Here is a 16179-nt window from a genome sequence, read left to right as displayed (position 1 = left end):
TGTAGACTATCACTTTTTTACAGAAAAAGTTTGAGAGATGGAGATGGGGTTATGACGGGTATTCTTGATTCTGTGAATCAGCGTACACAACTCGTTGGGCAGAACCGCTTAGAATTGTTGACATTCCGGTTGAATGGTCGCCAGCGTTACGGCATTAATGTATTTAAAGTAAAAGAAGTGTTGCAGTGCCCAAAGCTAACTGCAATGCCAAATCTACATCGTTTAGTGAAAGGTGTTGCTCATATCCGTGGACAAACCGTATCTGTCATTGATTTAAGCTTAGCGATTGGCGGGCGGGCAACAACTGATGTCGAGAAAAGTTTTGTGGTTATCGCTGAGTTTAACCGGACCATTCAAGCGTTTCTCGTCGCTTCGGTTGAACGTATCGTGAATATGCGTTGGGAAGAGATTTTACCACCGCCTGAAGGCGCTGGGAAAGCAAACTATCTGACAGCAGTCACCAACATTGAGAACGAACTGGTTGAAATTATTGACGTTGAGAAAATCTTAGCGGAAATCGCACCGATTGATGAAACGATGGATTCAACCATTGCTGAAGATATTGCTCATGCCGAAGAACATAAAGAACAGGAATTTGTTCGTCGTATTTTGATAGCTGATGATTCAACCGTTGCCCGTAAGCAGGTACAGCGTGCAGTAGAATCAATCGGGTTTGAAGTGATTGCGGTAAAAGATGGTAAGGAAGCTTATGAAAAATTGGTTGAGCTTTCTGACACGGATAATATTTTTAACCATATTTCATTGGTTATTTCAGATATCGAAATGCCAGAGATGGATGGATATACCCTCACTGCTGAAATTCGGCGTAATCCGAAACTGAAAGATCTTTATGTTATTCTCCACTCATCATTAAGTGGTGTATTTAATCAGGCTATGGTAGAAAGAGTAGGTGCGAATACATTCATCGCGAAGTTTAATCCTGATGAACTTGGTAATGCGGTAAAAGCTGCATTGATTGACACTGAGCTAAAGAGAAGTGAATGACTGCAATAACGATCAGCGAACAAGAATATAAAGATTTTTGCCGCTTTTTAGAGTCTCAATGTGGGATTGTACTTGGGGATAGTAAGCAATATCTAGTTCGAAGCCGTCTTAGCCCGTTAGTTACAAAATTTAAGATGGATTCTTTATCGACATTACTGAAAGAAGTGGCGAGAGGTGTCAGTCGAGATCTGAGAATTGCCGCTGTCGATGCCATGACAACCAATGAAACCTTGTGGTTTCGTGATAGTTACCCTTTTACAGTCCTGTCAGAACGATTGCTACCCGAATTGGCAGCGAATCGTCGGCCGATTAAGATTTGGTCGGCAGCGAGTTCTTCTGGCCAAGAACCTTATTCAATTGCGATGACGATTCTAGAAACGCAGCAGAAGAAACCAGGATTGTTAACGAATTGTTCGATTACCGCGACGGATATCTCTTCAACGATGTTAGATATTTGCCGTATCGGTAGTTACGATAGTCTAGCATTGGGACGTGGTTTATCCCCTGAGCGTCGCCGCATTTTCTTTGAAGATGCCGGAGACGGCAGAATGAAGATCAAAGATAATGTAAAACGTTTGGTGAGTTTTAAACCTCAGAATTTGATGGAAAGCTATTCAATGCTGGGTAAGTTTGACATTATTTTTTGTCGGAATGTCTTGATTTATTTCTCAGCGGATATGAAGTCGAAAGTTCTCAATCAAATGGCTAATAGCCTGAATCCGAACGGATATCTATTGCTGGGGGCTTCAGAGTCGTTGACTGGCCTGACGGACCGTTTTGAGATGGTGCGTTGTAATCCCGGCATCATCTATAAGCTTAAATAAATAGCTTCATTCTCTTTTTAAACCCGGCAATGCCGGGTTTTTCTTTTCTGCTCTCACAGCATTGGTCTGAAATTTGCGTATATTTTAGGTTAAAGGTCATGGTAAAAGTCATGATGAAGTAAAGTGATGATATGTTCACTATGATTATCTTAGGATGAGTAATAAAAGTTAAAGTTGGTACACAAATTGCTAAAAGTTATAGTGTGGCAATCAATATATTCATGAAGAGGCGTATATGGCAATCTCATTTGATAAAGCGTTGGGCATTCACCAGTATACTGTTGGTGTTCGTGAGCGTAATGCAGAGATGATTTCCAGCAATATCGCACAAGCGAATACGCCGGGATATAAGGCCAAAGCTTTAAATTTTGACAAAGCATTACAAGCGGCAAGTTCGGGGGCAAGTATTAGTCTGACTCGTACCAATGGACGGCATATTCCTGCCTCCATGTCGGTAATAGGGGAAGAGCTTTACCGCATCCCGACACAACCAGATACCGGTGACGGCAACACGGTTGATGTCGATTTAGAGCGAAATCTTTTTATGCAAAATCAGCTTCGTCATCAGGCTTCCCTTGACTTTCTAGGTGGAAAGTTCAAAGGAATGACCAAAGCGATTAAAGGGGAGTAAATTAGATGAGTCTATTTAACGTATTCAATGTTACAGGTTCTGCCATGAGTGCTGAGTCTGTTCGTCTAAATACAACCTCAAGTAATTTGGCGAATGCTGATAGTGTGAGTAGTTCTGCAAAGGATACTTATAAGGCGCGTCATCCGATATTTGCCGCTGAGTTAAACCGAGCAAAATCGAAAGATGACTATACCGTACCGGTGAAAGTCTTAGGGGTCTTGGAAAGTAACAAACCATTAGTTGCGGAATATAATCCTGACCATCCTCTGGCAAATGCAGATGGTTATATTTATAAGCCGAATGTGAATGTGATGGAAGAAATGGCAAATATGATTTCAGCTTCACGAGCATATGAAACCAATGTTCAGCTGGCTGAAGCAAGTAAGCAGATGTTGCTCAGAACATTGCAGATGGGTCAGTGAGGTATAGGAGATAACATATGGCCGGAATAGATAATGTTGGTCAAAATGGCAGTTTGTCCTATATCGATCAACTCAAGAAGCTTCAAGAGCAGAAAAAGCCTGATGAGGTCACTGGTAAACAGGATCTGAAACAGGAAGACTTTTTGTCACTGCTCACCAAACAGCTGTCACAGCAAGATCCATTTAAGCCGGTCAGTAATGATCAGATGATTGCTCAAATGGCATCATTTGCGACGGTTGATGGTATCGGGAAGATGAACACTCAGTTTGAGAGTCTTAACTCTTCAATGACGTCGAATCAAGCGTTGCAGGCCTCTTCATTAGTTGGTCGGGACGTATTGGTGCCCGGATCCAGCGGAGTGAAGAAAGATCAAGGCAACATGGCGGCAATGGTGAAACTTCCTGCGTCTGTCGATAATTTACTTGTCCGGATTGAAGATGCTGCCGGGCAGCTGGTAAGAACATTTGATGTCGGGGCTAAACCTGGCGGTGATAACCGGATTGAATGGGACGGCAAAGATCAAAACGGCAACCCTTTACCGGGAGGCAAATATAAAGTTAAAGCTTCAGGTCTCGTAGACGGAAAGAGCAAAGAATTTGATGTTTCAACTTATGCAAACGTCAACAGCGTTCTTCTTGGCAAAGGTGATGGTAACGTACTACTCAATCTGGCTGGCTTTGATTCGCCAGTTCGACTTGCTGAGGTACTGGAAGTAGGCAAAGCGTAATACGCTAGCTAGATAGGAGAATTCAGGATGTCATATGTATCATTAAGTGGTTTATCGGCCGCTCAACTTGACCTCAATACCACCAGTAACAATATTGCCAACGCGAATACCTATGGTTTTAAAGAATCGCGTGCAGAGTTTGGTGATGTATATTCAAATTCATTGTTTACCAATGCGAAAACAACCCCGGGGAAAGGGGTACAGGTCAACAAGGTTGCTCAACAGTTTCATGAAGGGTCGAGCATTTATACCAACAACCCCATGGATTTGCGGATTTCCGGGACCGGTTTTTTCTCTGTAGCAAAAGATCGCTTGGTACCGCAACAGAATGAGTTGACACGTAACGGTGCTTTTCACATTAACCATGATAACTATTTAGTCACCTCGAATGACGAATACCTACTCGGTTATAACGTGAATCCAGATACAGGTGATGTATTGTCTTATGAGGCATCACCGATCAATATTCCGGCTGAGTTCGGTAAACCGAAGCAGACCTCCAATATTGATGTTGGTGTTAACTTGCCAGCCAACGGTGACTTGAAAGATCCTGCGCTGTTCGATTACGAGGATCCAGAGACATATAACCGTTCGACTTCATCGACGATCTATGACTCGATGGGTCAAGCCTACAAAATGACGACTTATTACCTCAAGGATCAGACTCAGCCTAATGCTTGGCAGGTCTATTATACGATGACCGATTCTGCAGGGGAAAAACCAATCAATATCGTCGGTGGTGATGCGACGACACCGACAGGGCATGTCGGCCATACCTTGAAATTTAATAATGACGGGACATTGGCGAGTATAAACAACGGACAAAATGTTGTGTCTGAACCGCTAGGGACCGGAGCAAACCCAATTAACCTCAACGGTGCGGATATCAACCAAGTGCTTTCATTCGGTCTGGATTCTTCAACCCAGTTTGCGGCACCATTTGAGCTGACTAAGTTTGATGAAGATGGCGCGACAACAGGATTTTTAACCAAAGTTGATGTCAATGAAGAAGGTAGCATTCTTGGAACATATTCAAACGGTGAGAATGTGACCTTGGGTCGTGTCGCTTTAGTCCGAGTTCCGAATGAACAAGGATTGGATAAGAAAGGTGGGACCCAGTGGGATTCGACCAATGCTTCTGGTGATAAGATCTGGGGTGAATCCAATAAAGGTTCATTTGGGACGATTAATAGTGGGACGTTAGAGCAATCCAATATTGATATGACCCAAGAATTGGTTGATTTGATTTCCGCACAACGGAACTTCCAAGCAAACTCCCGTGCATTAGAAGTCCATAATCAAACCCAACAGACGATTCTACAAATCCGCTAATTGATAATGTTTGACTCAGACCGACGGCAAAGTCGGTCTGACTTTTTCCACCCTCCGGCAATCTTGCGGCAAAAACAGCCTTTCTGTTTTCATTTCTGCTGCTAATTATTTGAATTATATGATTATTATAACTTGGCATATCTATTGCTTAATGTCTATCGTATGACGATGATAGGAGTAGATTATGGACCGTGCATTGTTTCTGGCAATGAGTGGCGCAAAGCAGAATATGCAAGAGATGCAGCTCAGAGCGAACAACTTAGCCAATGTGAGCACGACTGGCTTTCGGGCTGACCTTGCTCAGGCTCGCGCTATGCAGAGCTACGGTGACGGGCTACCAACCCGCGTATTCAGTATGACGGAACGTCCGGGAAATAATTTTGCTCAAGGCAGCGTCATGACTACAGGCAGTGATTTGGATGTCACCATTCAGGGGGATGGATGGATTTCGGTGCTGGATGATGCCGGTACAGAAGGCCTGACCCGCAACGGAGACTTCCAGATTGATGTCAATGGCTTACTCAAGAATAGTAGTGGACATCTGGTTTTGGGTGACAATGATGCACCGATTACCTTGCCGGTTCCACTGAGTAAAATTGAGATCGGCAAGGATGGTACCGTGTCTGTCATTCCTCGAGGTGCACCGGCTAACGCTCTCGAAACTGTCGGACGAATTAAATTGGTTCGCCCTGATAATCGTACGTTATACAAAGATTCAGTCGGTTTGTTTCGGGCTAAAGAACCGAACACAGTATTTAATGCAGATGCGAGTGTGACCTTACTAACCGGTGCTCTGGAAGGAAGTAATGTCAATGCTGTTGGAGAAATGACCAATCTCATTGATCTACAGCGCCAGTTTGAAATGCAAGTCAAAATGATGAGTACAGCAGAAGAAATGGATAAAGCGTCCAACTCTCTGTTGCGCACCGGTTAATGAGTGAGAGGAGAAGAACATGCATCCAGCTCTATGGGTAAGTAAAACAGGTTTAGATGCGCAGCAGACTAACATTGCGACGATTTCGAACAACCTTGCGAACGCTTCCACAGTCGGCTTTAAAAAAAGCCGGGCTGTGTTTGAAGATCTTTTTTATCAGAATATCAACCAACCCGGTGGTCAGTCTTCGCAGAATACCGAACTGCCAAGCGGGTTGATGCTCGGTGCCGGCTCTAAAGTCGTTGCGACTCAGAAAGTTCATACCAACGGGAATGTGCAAACAACCAATAACAGTATGGATATGATGATTGAAGGCGACGGGTTCTTTCAGATTATGATGCCTGACGGCAATATGGGTTACTCTCGAAACGGGCAGTTTACCTTAAATGCTGAGGGAACGATTGTCACATCCGGTTCCGGGTATCCATTACAACCTGAAATCGTGGTGCCACAGGATGCAGTTTCTGTGACGGTCGGCAATGACGGTCAGGTCTCTGTTCGGGTCCGAGGCCAGCAAAATAATCAGGTCATTGGTCAGATTACGACGGTTGATTTCATTAACCCCGGAGGCCTGGAACCTGTCGGCCAGAACTTATATTTACCCACCGGTGCCAGTGGTGATCCGCAAGAAGGGGTTCCCGGGTTAGATGGTTTGGGAAATATTCGTCAGTCGATGTTGGAAAGTTCAAATGTGAATGTCACTGAAGAGTTAGTGAATCTGATCGAAGCGCAGCGAGTGTATGAAATGAATTCCAAGGTCATTTCTGCGGTAGATAAAATGATGAGCTACGTGAACCAACAGCTCTAATTGAGATGATATGAGAGGTATTCGATGAGACGCTTATTCATTTTGGGATTCATCTGTTTTTTATCGGGCTGCTCGCTCATGCCGCAGGGAACCACGGAAGAGCAAGGTGATAGTGGCACAACATTGGTTGATGCAGTCGAAGGCGATAAATCTGACAATACGGGTGGTCAGGGATTGTTGGATGGATTGACTCGGCGTGCAGATCCGGTTGCCGATGATCCAGCCTGGGCACCGATCCATCCCAATCATCGTCCGAAGCATTATGCCGCGGAAACCGGTTCTCTGTTTAATCTCAGTGCTGCCACTAGCTTATATAATGATTCAAAGCCCAGACAAGTCGGCGATATCATCACCGTGACCCTGAATGAAAGCACTAAAGCAGCCAAAAGTGCGGATGCCGATCTATCGAAAAAGAATGATGCTTCGATGGACCCATTGGAAGTGGGCGGTAAGGAGATGAAAATTGGGGATTACAATTTTTCATACAAACTTGGCAACGATAATAAATTCTCTGGCAGTGCCGCAGCCAACCAGAGTAACAGCATTTCCGGGTCAATCACGGTTGAAGTCATTGATGTACTTACCAATGGTAACTTGGTGATTCGTGGTGAAAAGTGGCTGACATTGAACACCGGTGATGAATATATTCGTTTGAGTGGTACGGTTCGTCCGGATGACATTGACTTTGATAACACCATTTCATCGAATCGGATTTCGAATGCCCGAATTCAATATTCAGGTACCGGAACCAATCAAGATATGCAAGAACCTGGCTTTTTGGCACGATTTTTCAATATCGCTTTATAGGTTCGGTTTAAACGTCGTTTTTTTGGCATAGAAGACGGCGTGCATAGTAGAGAAGCACAAGGTAAATTGAATGAAAAAGTTAACACTTTTTTTGCTGGCGACACTGTTTGTTTCCTTACAGGGACAGGCGGCAAGAATTAAAGATGTCGCACAAGTGGCCGGGGTGCGTAGTAACCAGTTAGTGGGCTATGGTTTAGTCTCTGGGTTACCGGGAACCGGCGAATCGACGCCATTTACCGATCAAAGCTTCAATGCTATGTTGCAAAATTTCGGCATTCAATTGCCGCGAGGCACAAAGCCGAAGACTAAAAATATTGCCGCTGTGATTGTTACAGCCGAGCTGCCGGCATTCTCCAAGCAGGGACAGACGATTGATGTCACTGTTTCCTCGATTGGTTCAGCCAAAAGTTTACGCGGCGGCACACTCATGCAGACGTTTCTTAAAGGTCTGGATGGTCAGGTTTATGCGATTGCACAGGGCAATCTCGTGGTTAGTGGGTTCAGTGCCAATGGTGCTGATGGTTCCAAAATCGTGGGTAATAACCCCACTGTCGGTATCATTTCCAATGGTGCCAGTGTTGAACGTGAAGTCCCGAATCCATTTGCCCGGGGCGATTACATCACCTTTAATCTGATTGACTCCGATTTCACTACCGCCCAGCGTATGGCGGATACCGTGAATCAGTTTCTTGGTCCCCAAATGGCGACAGCAATTGACGCGACATCGGTGCAAGTTCGGGCGCCAAGAGATGCAGGGCAGCGTGTCGCATTTCTTTCTGCGGTTGAAAACCTTGAATTTAACACCGCTGTGGGTGCCGCGAAAATTATTGTTAATTCGCGAACTGGGACGATCGTGGTTGGTCAGTATGTGCGGTTAAAGCCTGCTGCTGTGACACATGGTGGCATGACTGTTGCTATCAAAGAGAAACTGGGTGTGAGTCAGCCTGGAGCATTTTCAAACGGTCAAACGGCTGTGGTACCGGATTCAGATATCTCTGTGAAAGAGAAGAAAGGGAAAATGTTCAATTTCCAGCCGGGAGTCACGCTTGATGATCTCGTCCGTGCCGTGAATGAGGTTGGTGCAGCACCATCGGACTTAATGGCTATTTTACAGGCACTCAAACAAGCCGGTGCGATCGAAGGCCAGCTGATTATCATTTAAGGGGAAGCACGATGGTCAATGACGTAAAAGATATCGGCTTTGTACAAGATATTACCCAACTGGATCAACTGCGTAAGCAGGCGGTCAGCGGTGATAAAACGAGTGAGAAATCAGCATTAACTGCCGCAGCCAAACAATTTGAGGCGGTGTTTACATCGATGCTTTTCAAGTCGATGCGCAAGGCGAATTCCGGTTTTGAATCCGATCTGTTACATAGTAAAACGGAAGATTTTTACCGCGAGATGTTGGATGAACAGATGGCGAGCCAACTGAGTTCTTCTGGTCGGTTAGGGCTCGCAGACATGATTGTCGCGCAGCTTTCTACCAATATTGATGGGCAGGCTTCGCAAACCGCTGAAGAATCATCCCAACCTGATCCTTTGTTACAGGCATTGGCTCGTGTCCGGGCACATCAACAGCAAACTTCTGAGCCGGAAAGTATGACGGATGTTCGTCAGTCTGCTGCTGTGACGGAGCCGCGTCGATTCGATTCTCCAGAATCTTTTATTCGTACATTGAAACCTTATGCCGAAAAAGCGGCTCGCGTATTGGGGGTTGATGCGTCGGTATTGTTGGCTCAGGCCGCACTGGAAACAGGGTGGGGGACTAAAGTGGTCGCGAATGCTCGCGGAAGCAGCCATAACTTGTTTAATATCAAAGCCGATCGAAGCTGGCAGGGCGACAAAATGGCAACTCAGACCCTAGAATATTATGATCAAACTCCGGTTGTCGAAAAAGCTTCATTCCGCTCTTATGACTCGTATCAAGACAGTTTCAATGACTATGTCCACTTCTTGAAAAAGAATCCGCGTTACATGGCTGCGCTGAATAATCATCAGGGGAATCCGAATTCTTTCATTGAAGGGATTCATCAGGCAGGATATGCAACCGACCCTGATTACGCAAACAAAGTTCTGCGGGTTCGTTCTCAAATTCAGCAAATGGATTAGTACACTTCCTCCCTTTCTCTGCCGGGCGGAAATTTCCTTCCGGCATCTTAGTAACCCATTGTATTTTATCTGATTAATTTAATGGCATACATATTGCTTCATGTTGATAGAAGGTTCAGTTTTTTACTGATGATTTTTATCTTGTGGGGGCGGTATGGCGTCTGATTTATTGAATATTGGGACTCAGAGTGTCTTAACATCTCAAAGACAGCTCAACACAACCGGTCACAATATATCTAACGTAAATACAGAAGGTTACAGTCGTCAATCTGTAATTCAGGGCGTGAATGCCCCGCGTATGTACGGCGGTCAGACCTATGGTATGGGTGTTCATGTGGAAAATGTTCGCCGCTCGTGGGATCAGTTTGCCGTCAAAGAGCTAAATATTGCCACCACAGATTACTCCTACAAGCATGATACTGAGCAAAATCTGGATATGTTATCCAAGATGCTCTCTTCCGTTGCTTCTAAGAAAATCCCGGAAAATATGAATGAATGGTTTGATGCGCTCAAAACGCTCGCTGATAGCCCGAATGATATGGGAGCACGGAAAGTTGTGCTGGAAAAATCTCAGTTAATGACCCAAAACCTGAATGATTTTCATGAAACGATTCGTCGCCAGTATGAGACGGTCAATAAAGGATTAGATCTCGGCATCAAGAGAATTAACCAACTTGCTTTAGAAATTAGAGATTTACAGCGTTTAATGATGCGAACTCCCGGGCCACATAATGACCTGATGGACCAACATGAAAAGTTAGTGAAAGAGCTTTCTGAGTACACCAAAGTGACCGTCACACCACGGAAAAATGCCGAAGGCTTTAATATTCATATCGGTAACGGACACACCTTGGTTTCTGGTACTGAAGCTAGCCAATTGAAGATGATCGATGGTTATCCTGATACACATCAATGGCGTCTGGCAATGGTTGAAGGGAAAGGTATTAAAGCCATTACATCGAAAGATATGGGGGGCAAAATCGGGGCGTTATTTAATATGCGTGATAACGAAATTCCCAACGTACTTGATGAGATTGGCCGTCTTGCGACCAGCTTCTCTTATGGTGTGAATAAACTGCAGCGGCAGGGTCTCGATTTGAATGGTGATATCGGTGACTTGATGTTTACCGATGTGAATGATGAACGGATCGCCAAAGAACGGGTGATCACCAGTAGTGAATCTGAAGCTGATATGGCGGCTTATATCGAAGATGTTTCACAACTGAAAGGCGGTGAGTATTCACTCCTTTATGATGGAAGTGACTATATTGCGATTTTACCAAATGGTGAGCAGAAGGTGCTTTCTCCCAGTAGTGGCGAAATCTATATCGACGGGATGAGAATTGAAATTCGCAATGAACCGAAAAAAGGTGAGCGAGTGCTCGTCCGGCCAACTCGTTCCGGTGCGGCAACCATCAAAATGGAAATGAACGATCCGGCAAAAATTGCCGCTCAGAGTTATGAAGCTTCAACCACCTTTGCTCAGGGAAGCGCCACTTTTAACATTGTACAGGCCGGTGATTTGCGAGAGTTTGAAATTGATGTCTCTGAGCTGGGAGATACCTTCACGGTTAAAGATAAAGACGGCAATATCGTGGCAGAAAATCAAGCTTATCCGCCGTCTGGCCCTGTGACCGTGATGGGAACAACATTTGAACTGTCTGCCGGTGCTTTGCCGAAAGATAAGTTTACCGCGAACTTGGTGCCCTCTGAAGGGGACAACGGCAACCTGAGAAAAATGCAGGATATCCAGACGGAGAAGAAGCTAGACAATAATGAGTCCACGATTTTGGATGTGTACCACAATCTGAATACCAATGTTGGTCTGAGAATGTCTACTGCGTCTCGATTGACTGATGTAGCCCGACTCGAGAAAGAAGCTGCCCAAGAACGGATTGCTTCTGTGTCCGGGGTGAATCTGGATGAAGAAGCCGCCAACATGATGAAATTTCAGCAGGCATATATGGCATCTTCGCGGATTATGCAGGCGGCCAATGACACCTTTAATACCATTTTACAGTTGAGATAGGGAGGAGGATCTTATGGTTGGTCGTATTTCAAGCTTCCATAACTATCAGGCTGTTCAGAATGATATTCGCCGTCAAGAAGCTAAGGTTTATCACAATCAGGCTCAATTGGCATCAGGCAAAAAGCTGATGTCTCCCAGTGATAATCCACTGGCAACGCATTACATTCAGAATGTGGGGCAGCAAGAAGAGCAACTGCGCCAATACCTTGATTCGATTGTTCTGGTGCGTAACCGACTTGGCCATCAAGAAGTCATTATCTCCAATGCGGAAGATTATGCCGATGAGGCAAAGCGTACCGTCATGGAGATGATCAATGGTTCTTTATCACCTGAAGATCGCCAGGCGAAAGAGCGAGAGTTGGAAGAGCTGGCTGATAACTTTTTGAATCTGGCGAATGTTCAGGATGAACTGGGAAACTACATTTTTTCCGGGACTAAACCGAATAAGCAGCCTTTCTTTCGTGATAAAGAAGGCAATGTGACCTATGCCGGTGATGATTATCAACGCAAGATGAAAATCTCCAATAGTCTGGAAATGCCGTTCAACAATCCCGGCAGTAAAGTATTTATGCAAATCAATAATCCTTTTGGTGACTATGAACCTGATTATCGGTTGCAGGAAGGCTCTGAGTTATTACTGGAAAAAGCCACCAATACCGATCCTCAAGATCAATCGAAATATACGGTTACTTTTGTTGATATGGGTAACGGCAAATATGGCTATCAGTTGGAACAAAATGGCAGTGCTGTTCAGGCCGGAGAATTTGACCCCAAAACCGGTATTAATTACGAAGGGGTCAATATTGAGCTGAAAGGCCAGATTTCACCGGGGGATGTTATCGAGCTGTCTCCCAGAAAGACATTCAATATTTTTGATAGTTTCAAAAAGGCAATGGAATACTCACGTGATTCCGTTGCCGATGGATCAGCGACCGCTAAGCTCCATCAAGTGACAAGAGAGTTCCACGCGGCCTTTATCCACTTAACAAAAGTGAGAACGGATATTGGTGCGCGGCTGAATACATTGGATATTCAGGAGCAAGAACATGAAGACTTCAAACTGACATTGGCAAAATCCAAAAGTAGTTTTGAAGATCTTGATTATGCAGATGCCGTGATCGACTTTAATGAAAATACTCGTGCACTTCAGGCATCTCAGAAGGCTTTCAGCAAAACGAAGGATTTGACACTATTCAACTATATCTAACTTTCACTTGCCTTATGTGCCATGCCATAAGTCGCGAAAGGAGTTGTGTTGAATATTGTTCTTCGTTGAAACGAGCACTCTGATTTGAGGCGCAAGTTAAGGAAGGCAAGGCTTTGTCTGTTGCGGATGTCAACGTCGTTATTGCCGAGGCAATCAAGCGGCAATCGAGCGGCAAAGCGGAAATAAAACAGGATTACAGAGCAAACAAAATCCGTTTTTATGTCGTTCTGTTTTATTTAACCTGTTGATTTAATTTGATAAAAAAATTTATTTTAAAGTTGGCACAGTAATTGAATTAAATCTATCAGAGCGCAAGTTATCGGTTTGGAACCGGCAATGTTGCAGATGTGGCAAGTTATTTACGGTCAGTGCTTCCAAATAAGAGTTAAAGCTGACCGCTTCGCAGAAAGCTTGCGGACTCAATAGGAGAGCAAACTATGACCATCACAGTCAATACCAATGTGTCAGCGATGACCGCTCAGCGTTACCTGAATAAGGCAACGGGTGAGTTAAACACCTCCATGGAGCGCCTGTCTTCGGGAAACCGAATTAACAGTGCGAAAGATGATGCGGCAGGTCTTCAGATTTCGAATCGATTGACTGCTCAGTCCCGAGGGTTGGATGTCGCGATGCGAAATGCCAATGATGGTATTTCGATTGCACAGACTGCTGAAGGGGCAATGAATGAGTCAACTAGTATCTTGCAACGGATGCGAGATCTGGCACTCCAGTCTACAAATGGAACGAACTCCACATCTGAGCGTAAGGCACTGAATGAAGAGTATTCAGCCCTTCAAGATGAATTAAACCGAATCGCTGAAACAACTTCATTCGGTGGTCGGAAACTGTTGAACGGTACGTTTGGTGAGTCTGCTTTCCAAATTGGTGCCAGCTCCGGTGAAGCGATCATTGTTGGTCTCACCAGTATTCGTGCCGATGATTTCCGTATGGGTGGTCAGACATTTGTGTCCGAACAAGGGAAAGACATGAGCTGGGGCGTTCCTGAGAATGCTCGGGATATGAAGTTAGAGTTTACCAAGAAAAATGGTGAGCAGGTATCTGTGGATGTCATGGCGAAATCTGGTGATGACATCGAAGAGTTGGCAACTTACATCAATGGGCAGGTCGATGATGTTACCGCTTCAGTAGATGATGACGGACACCTTCAGCTCTTTATGGCGGAGCCTAATCTTCAGGGTAACCTCTCTATCTCTGGCGGGTTAGCAACAGAGTTAGGTCTGAATGGCGGACCTGGACAGAATACGACGGTTCAAACCACTGATATTACGAATGTTGGTAATTCGCAGAATTCGGTCGGTGTACTTGATGCTGCGCTTCAGTATGTTGATTCACAGCGAGCAGACTTAGGGGCAAAACAGAACCGTTTAAGTCACAGTATCAACAACTTGTCGAACATACAGGAAAATGTTGAAGCGTCGAAGAGTCGGATTAAAGATACCGACTTTGCGAAAGAAACGACGCAGATGACAAAAGCTCAAATATTGCAGCAAGCAGGTACCTCAATACTTGCTCAGGCAAAACAGTTACCAAACTCTGCAATATCACTATTGCAGTAGTAGTAGAGCTTTATCATTCAGCTCAGACGTGGGTATATGATAAAGCTTTTTTGGTAAAGTGTGATTTGTGGATGATATAAAGCTCTCTCAAGTTTAACACCTGCTTTATATTCATTCCTTATCATACACCCGGTTAGTCATGATGTGTTCATTTCTCTTGATCTCCACATGATTGACTTACCACCAATAGCCCCGGTTCTCTCAAAGATAAGGGGCTTTTTCTTTTCCCGCCATATCAATTCGTTATCCCCAAATCAGATGACTTCAAGCGCTATTGTGAGCGGTTCATCGGCAGCATCAATTCCAGCCCTCTCGGCACAATGAGAAAAAACTTGAGTCTTTTCTGAGTTTTATATGAAATTTGTGTTGCTTCTCTCATTTTCTATGCTGGACGATTCCTTCATGACGAAAACCCCCTCTTTTTTCTAAAGGAAATCCATTCTGAGTCGCTAAAAAGGTCGAACTTTGAGAGAACTATAGTTTTCCGAGACGTCGGAAAACAGTCAAGAATTTCCGCGACGTCGGAAAATCAATAGGAGAAACCACTATGGCGGTTAATGTTAACACGAACGTTTCTGCGATGACGGCCCAGCGCTATCTGAACAGTGCAACGAAGTCGATGAATTCATCAATGGAACGCTTATCCTCAGGATATCGAATCAACAGTGCTAAGGATGATTCGGCTGGCCTTCAAATCTCAAATCGTTTGAGTGTTCAAAGCCGGGGATTGGGTGTTGCTGTTCGTAACGCGAATGACGGTATTTCAATTGCTCAGACTGCGGAAGGGGCAATGAATGAAACAACCAGTATTTTGCAACGGATGAGAGACTTGTCTCTTCAATCTTCGAATGGTTCTAACTCGAAATCGGATCGTGTTGCGATTCAGGAAGAAATTACAGCATTGAATGATGAATTAAACCGTGTTGCGGAAACAACATCATTCGGCGGTAATAAGCTTCTCAATGGTACTTTCGATACTAAATCTTTCCAGATTGGTGCTGACAGCGGTGAAGCGGTTATGCTCCACCTGAAAGATATGCGTAGCGATAATAACATGATGGGCGGTATGTCTTATATTGCTGCGAATGGTAAGGGGAAAGACTGGCAAGTTCAAAATGGTGCCAACGATCTGACCATTACAGTCAATGATAAGTTAAATGGCGAGCAAACCATCAATATCAATGCGAAAGCAGGTGATGATATTGAAGAGCTGGCAACCTATATCAATGGTCAGACTGATATGGTGAAGGCGTCTGTTGATGATGAAGGTAAACTGCAATTATTCTCGGATAGTAGTAAAGTGGATGGTTCAGTGAGCTTTGGTGGCGGCCTTGCTGGCGAACTCGGTATCGGTGAAGGGAAAGCAACAACAGTCAGCGATATTGATGTGACTTCGGTTGGCGGTGCTCAACAGTCGGTTGCTGTCGTTGATGCTGCACTGAAGTATGTGGATAGTCATCGTGCTGAACTCGGTGCATTCCAAAACCGTTTCGGACATGCGATTAGCAACTTGGATAACATCAATGAAAATGTGAATGCTTCGAAGAGTCGGATCAAAGATACCGACTTCGCGAAAGAAACCACCGCATTGACGAAGTCCCAAATCCTTTCTCAGGCATCAAGCTCTGTTTTAGCACAAGCGAAACAAGCTCCAAGTGCTGCATTAGGATTACTTGGATAATCAGTTCTATCCTTACGATAAAAATCCAGCTACGGCTGGATTTTTTTATGGTGAGAAAATGGCATAAAATAGGCGCTGAATC

The 16179-nt window shown here is 44.6% G+C and carries 15 protein-coding genes; all 15 read left to right on the top strand.

Annotated elements, in window-relative coordinates; genetic code table 11:
* Positions 1–51: 51 nt before the first annotated feature.
* A complete protein-coding gene (locus tag MKS89_RS11280; protein ID WP_072956386.1) occupies positions 52–1005 on the top strand; it encodes a chemotaxis protein CheV in 954 nt (317 codons plus the stop codon).
* Positions 1002–1829, top strand: coding sequence for a CheR family methyltransferase (locus MKS89_RS11275; protein WP_072956389.1), 828 nt, complete (start codon positions 1002–1004; stop codon positions 1827–1829). Before MKS89_RS11280 ends, MKS89_RS11275 begins: the two co-directional genes overlap by 4 nt.
* A gap of 235 nt (positions 1830–2064) precedes the next feature.
* Positions 2065–2460, top strand: a complete 396-nt coding sequence (gene flgB, locus MKS89_RS11270) for a flagellar basal body rod protein FlgB (RefSeq protein ID WP_072956392.1) — start codon at positions 2065–2067, stop codon at positions 2458–2460.
* Positions 2461–2465: 5 nt separating this feature from the next.
* Positions 2466–2882, top strand: coding sequence for a flagellar basal body rod protein FlgC (gene flgC / locus MKS89_RS11265; RefSeq protein ID WP_038183591.1), 417 nt, complete (start codon positions 2466–2468; stop codon positions 2880–2882).
* A gap of 17 nt (positions 2883–2899) precedes the next feature.
* Entirely contained in the window at positions 2900–3610 is a 711-nt protein-coding gene (flgD, locus tag MKS89_RS11260) for a flagellar hook assembly protein FlgD (RefSeq protein ID WP_072956395.1), read from the top strand.
* Positions 3611–3637: 27 nt separating this feature from the next.
* Positions 3638–4942, top strand: coding sequence for a flagellar hook protein FlgE (gene flgE / locus MKS89_RS11255; RefSeq protein WP_072956397.1), 1305 nt, complete (start codon positions 3638–3640; stop codon positions 4940–4942).
* A gap of 184 nt (positions 4943–5126) precedes the next feature.
* Positions 5127–5876, top strand: a complete 750-nt coding sequence (locus MKS89_RS11250) for a flagellar basal body rod protein FlgF (RefSeq protein WP_072956399.1) — start codon at positions 5127–5129, stop codon at positions 5874–5876.
* Positions 5877–5895: 19 nt separating this feature from the next.
* Entirely contained in the window at positions 5896–6684 is a 789-nt protein-coding gene (gene flgG, locus MKS89_RS11245; RefSeq protein WP_072956402.1) for a flagellar basal-body rod protein FlgG, read from the top strand.
* Between the two features lie 24 nt (positions 6685–6708).
* The gene (gene flgH / locus MKS89_RS11240; RefSeq protein WP_072956404.1) at positions 6709–7491 is read left to right on the top strand and encodes a flagellar basal body L-ring protein FlgH; all 783 of its coding nucleotides are present in this window, start codon (positions 6709–6711) and stop codon (positions 7489–7491) included.
* Between the two features lie 70 nt (positions 7492–7561).
* Positions 7562–8653 (top strand): flagellar basal body P-ring protein FlgI, encoded by a 1092-nt coding sequence (locus MKS89_RS11235; RefSeq protein WP_072956406.1) that lies wholly within the window; start codon positions 7562–7564, stop codon positions 8651–8653.
* A gap of 11 nt (positions 8654–8664) precedes the next feature.
* The gene (gene flgJ / locus MKS89_RS11230; RefSeq protein ID WP_072956409.1) at positions 8665–9603 is read left to right on the top strand and encodes a flagellar assembly peptidoglycan hydrolase FlgJ; all 939 of its coding nucleotides are present in this window, start codon (positions 8665–8667) and stop codon (positions 9601–9603) included.
* Positions 9604–9757: 154 nt separating this feature from the next.
* Entirely contained in the window at positions 9758–11632 is a 1875-nt protein-coding gene (gene flgK, locus MKS89_RS11225; protein ID WP_072956411.1) for a flagellar hook-associated protein FlgK, read from the top strand.
* Between the two features lie 13 nt (positions 11633–11645).
* Positions 11646–12839 carry a flagellar hook-associated protein FlgL gene (gene flgL / locus MKS89_RS11220; RefSeq protein ID WP_072956414.1) on the top strand — a complete coding sequence of 398 codons (1194 nt, stop codon included), beginning with the start codon at positions 11646–11648 and terminating at the stop codon, positions 12837–12839.
* A gap of 437 nt (positions 12840–13276) precedes the next feature.
* On the top strand, positions 13277–14416 hold the full coding sequence (locus MKS89_RS11215; protein WP_072956417.1) for a flagellin: 1140 nt from the start codon (positions 13277–13279) through the stop codon (positions 14414–14416).
* Positions 14417–14963: 547 nt separating this feature from the next.
* Positions 14964–16097 carry a flagellin gene (locus tag MKS89_RS11210; RefSeq protein ID WP_072956419.1) on the top strand — a complete coding sequence of 378 codons (1134 nt, stop codon included), beginning with the start codon at positions 14964–14966 and terminating at the stop codon, positions 16095–16097.
* The last annotated feature ends 82 nt before the right edge of the window (positions 16098–16179 follow it).

Source organism: Vibrio gazogenes, from assembly GCF_023920225.1.
Classification (GTDB): Bacteria; Pseudomonadota; Gammaproteobacteria; order Enterobacterales; family Vibrionaceae; genus Vibrio; species Vibrio gazogenes.
This window is presented reverse-complemented; position numbering and strand designations above follow the sequence as displayed.

What these genes read in the sequence shown, in the direction of transcription:
- MKS89_RS11280 (WP_072956386.1), top strand. Translation starts at nt 52, where the DNA reads ATGACGGGTATTCTTGATTCTGTGAATCAGCGTACACAACTCGTTGGG.
- MKS89_RS11275 (WP_072956389.1), top strand. Translation starts at nt 1,002, where the DNA reads ATGACTGCAATAACGATCAGCGAACAAGAATATAAAGATTTTTGCCGC.
- flgB (WP_072956392.1), top strand. Translation starts at nt 2,065, where the DNA reads ATGGCAATCTCATTTGATAAAGCGTTGGGCATTCACCAGTATACTGTT.
- flgC (WP_038183591.1), top strand. Translation starts at nt 2,466, where the DNA reads ATGAGTCTATTTAACGTATTCAATGTTACAGGTTCTGCCATGAGTGCT.
- flgD (WP_072956395.1), top strand. Translation starts at nt 2,900, where the DNA reads ATGGCCGGAATAGATAATGTTGGTCAAAATGGCAGTTTGTCCTATATC.
- flgE (WP_072956397.1), top strand. Translation starts at nt 3,638, where the DNA reads ATGTCATATGTATCATTAAGTGGTTTATCGGCCGCTCAACTTGACCTC.
- MKS89_RS11250 (WP_072956399.1), top strand. Translation starts at nt 5,127, where the DNA reads ATGGACCGTGCATTGTTTCTGGCAATGAGTGGCGCAAAGCAGAATATG.
- flgG (WP_072956402.1), top strand. Translation starts at nt 5,896, where the DNA reads ATGCATCCAGCTCTATGGGTAAGTAAAACAGGTTTAGATGCGCAGCAG.
- flgH (WP_072956404.1), top strand. Translation starts at nt 6,709, where the DNA reads ATGAGACGCTTATTCATTTTGGGATTCATCTGTTTTTTATCGGGCTGC.
- MKS89_RS11235 (WP_072956406.1), top strand. Translation starts at nt 7,562, where the DNA reads ATGAAAAAGTTAACACTTTTTTTGCTGGCGACACTGTTTGTTTCCTTA.
- flgJ (WP_072956409.1), top strand. Translation starts at nt 8,665, where the DNA reads ATGGTCAATGACGTAAAAGATATCGGCTTTGTACAAGATATTACCCAA.
- flgK (WP_072956411.1), top strand. Translation starts at nt 9,758, where the DNA reads ATGGCGTCTGATTTATTGAATATTGGGACTCAGAGTGTCTTAACATCT.
- flgL (WP_072956414.1), top strand. Translation starts at nt 11,646, where the DNA reads ATGGTTGGTCGTATTTCAAGCTTCCATAACTATCAGGCTGTTCAGAAT.
- MKS89_RS11215 (WP_072956417.1), top strand. Translation starts at nt 13,277, where the DNA reads ATGACCATCACAGTCAATACCAATGTGTCAGCGATGACCGCTCAGCGT.
- MKS89_RS11210 (WP_072956419.1), top strand. Translation starts at nt 14,964, where the DNA reads ATGGCGGTTAATGTTAACACGAACGTTTCTGCGATGACGGCCCAGCGC.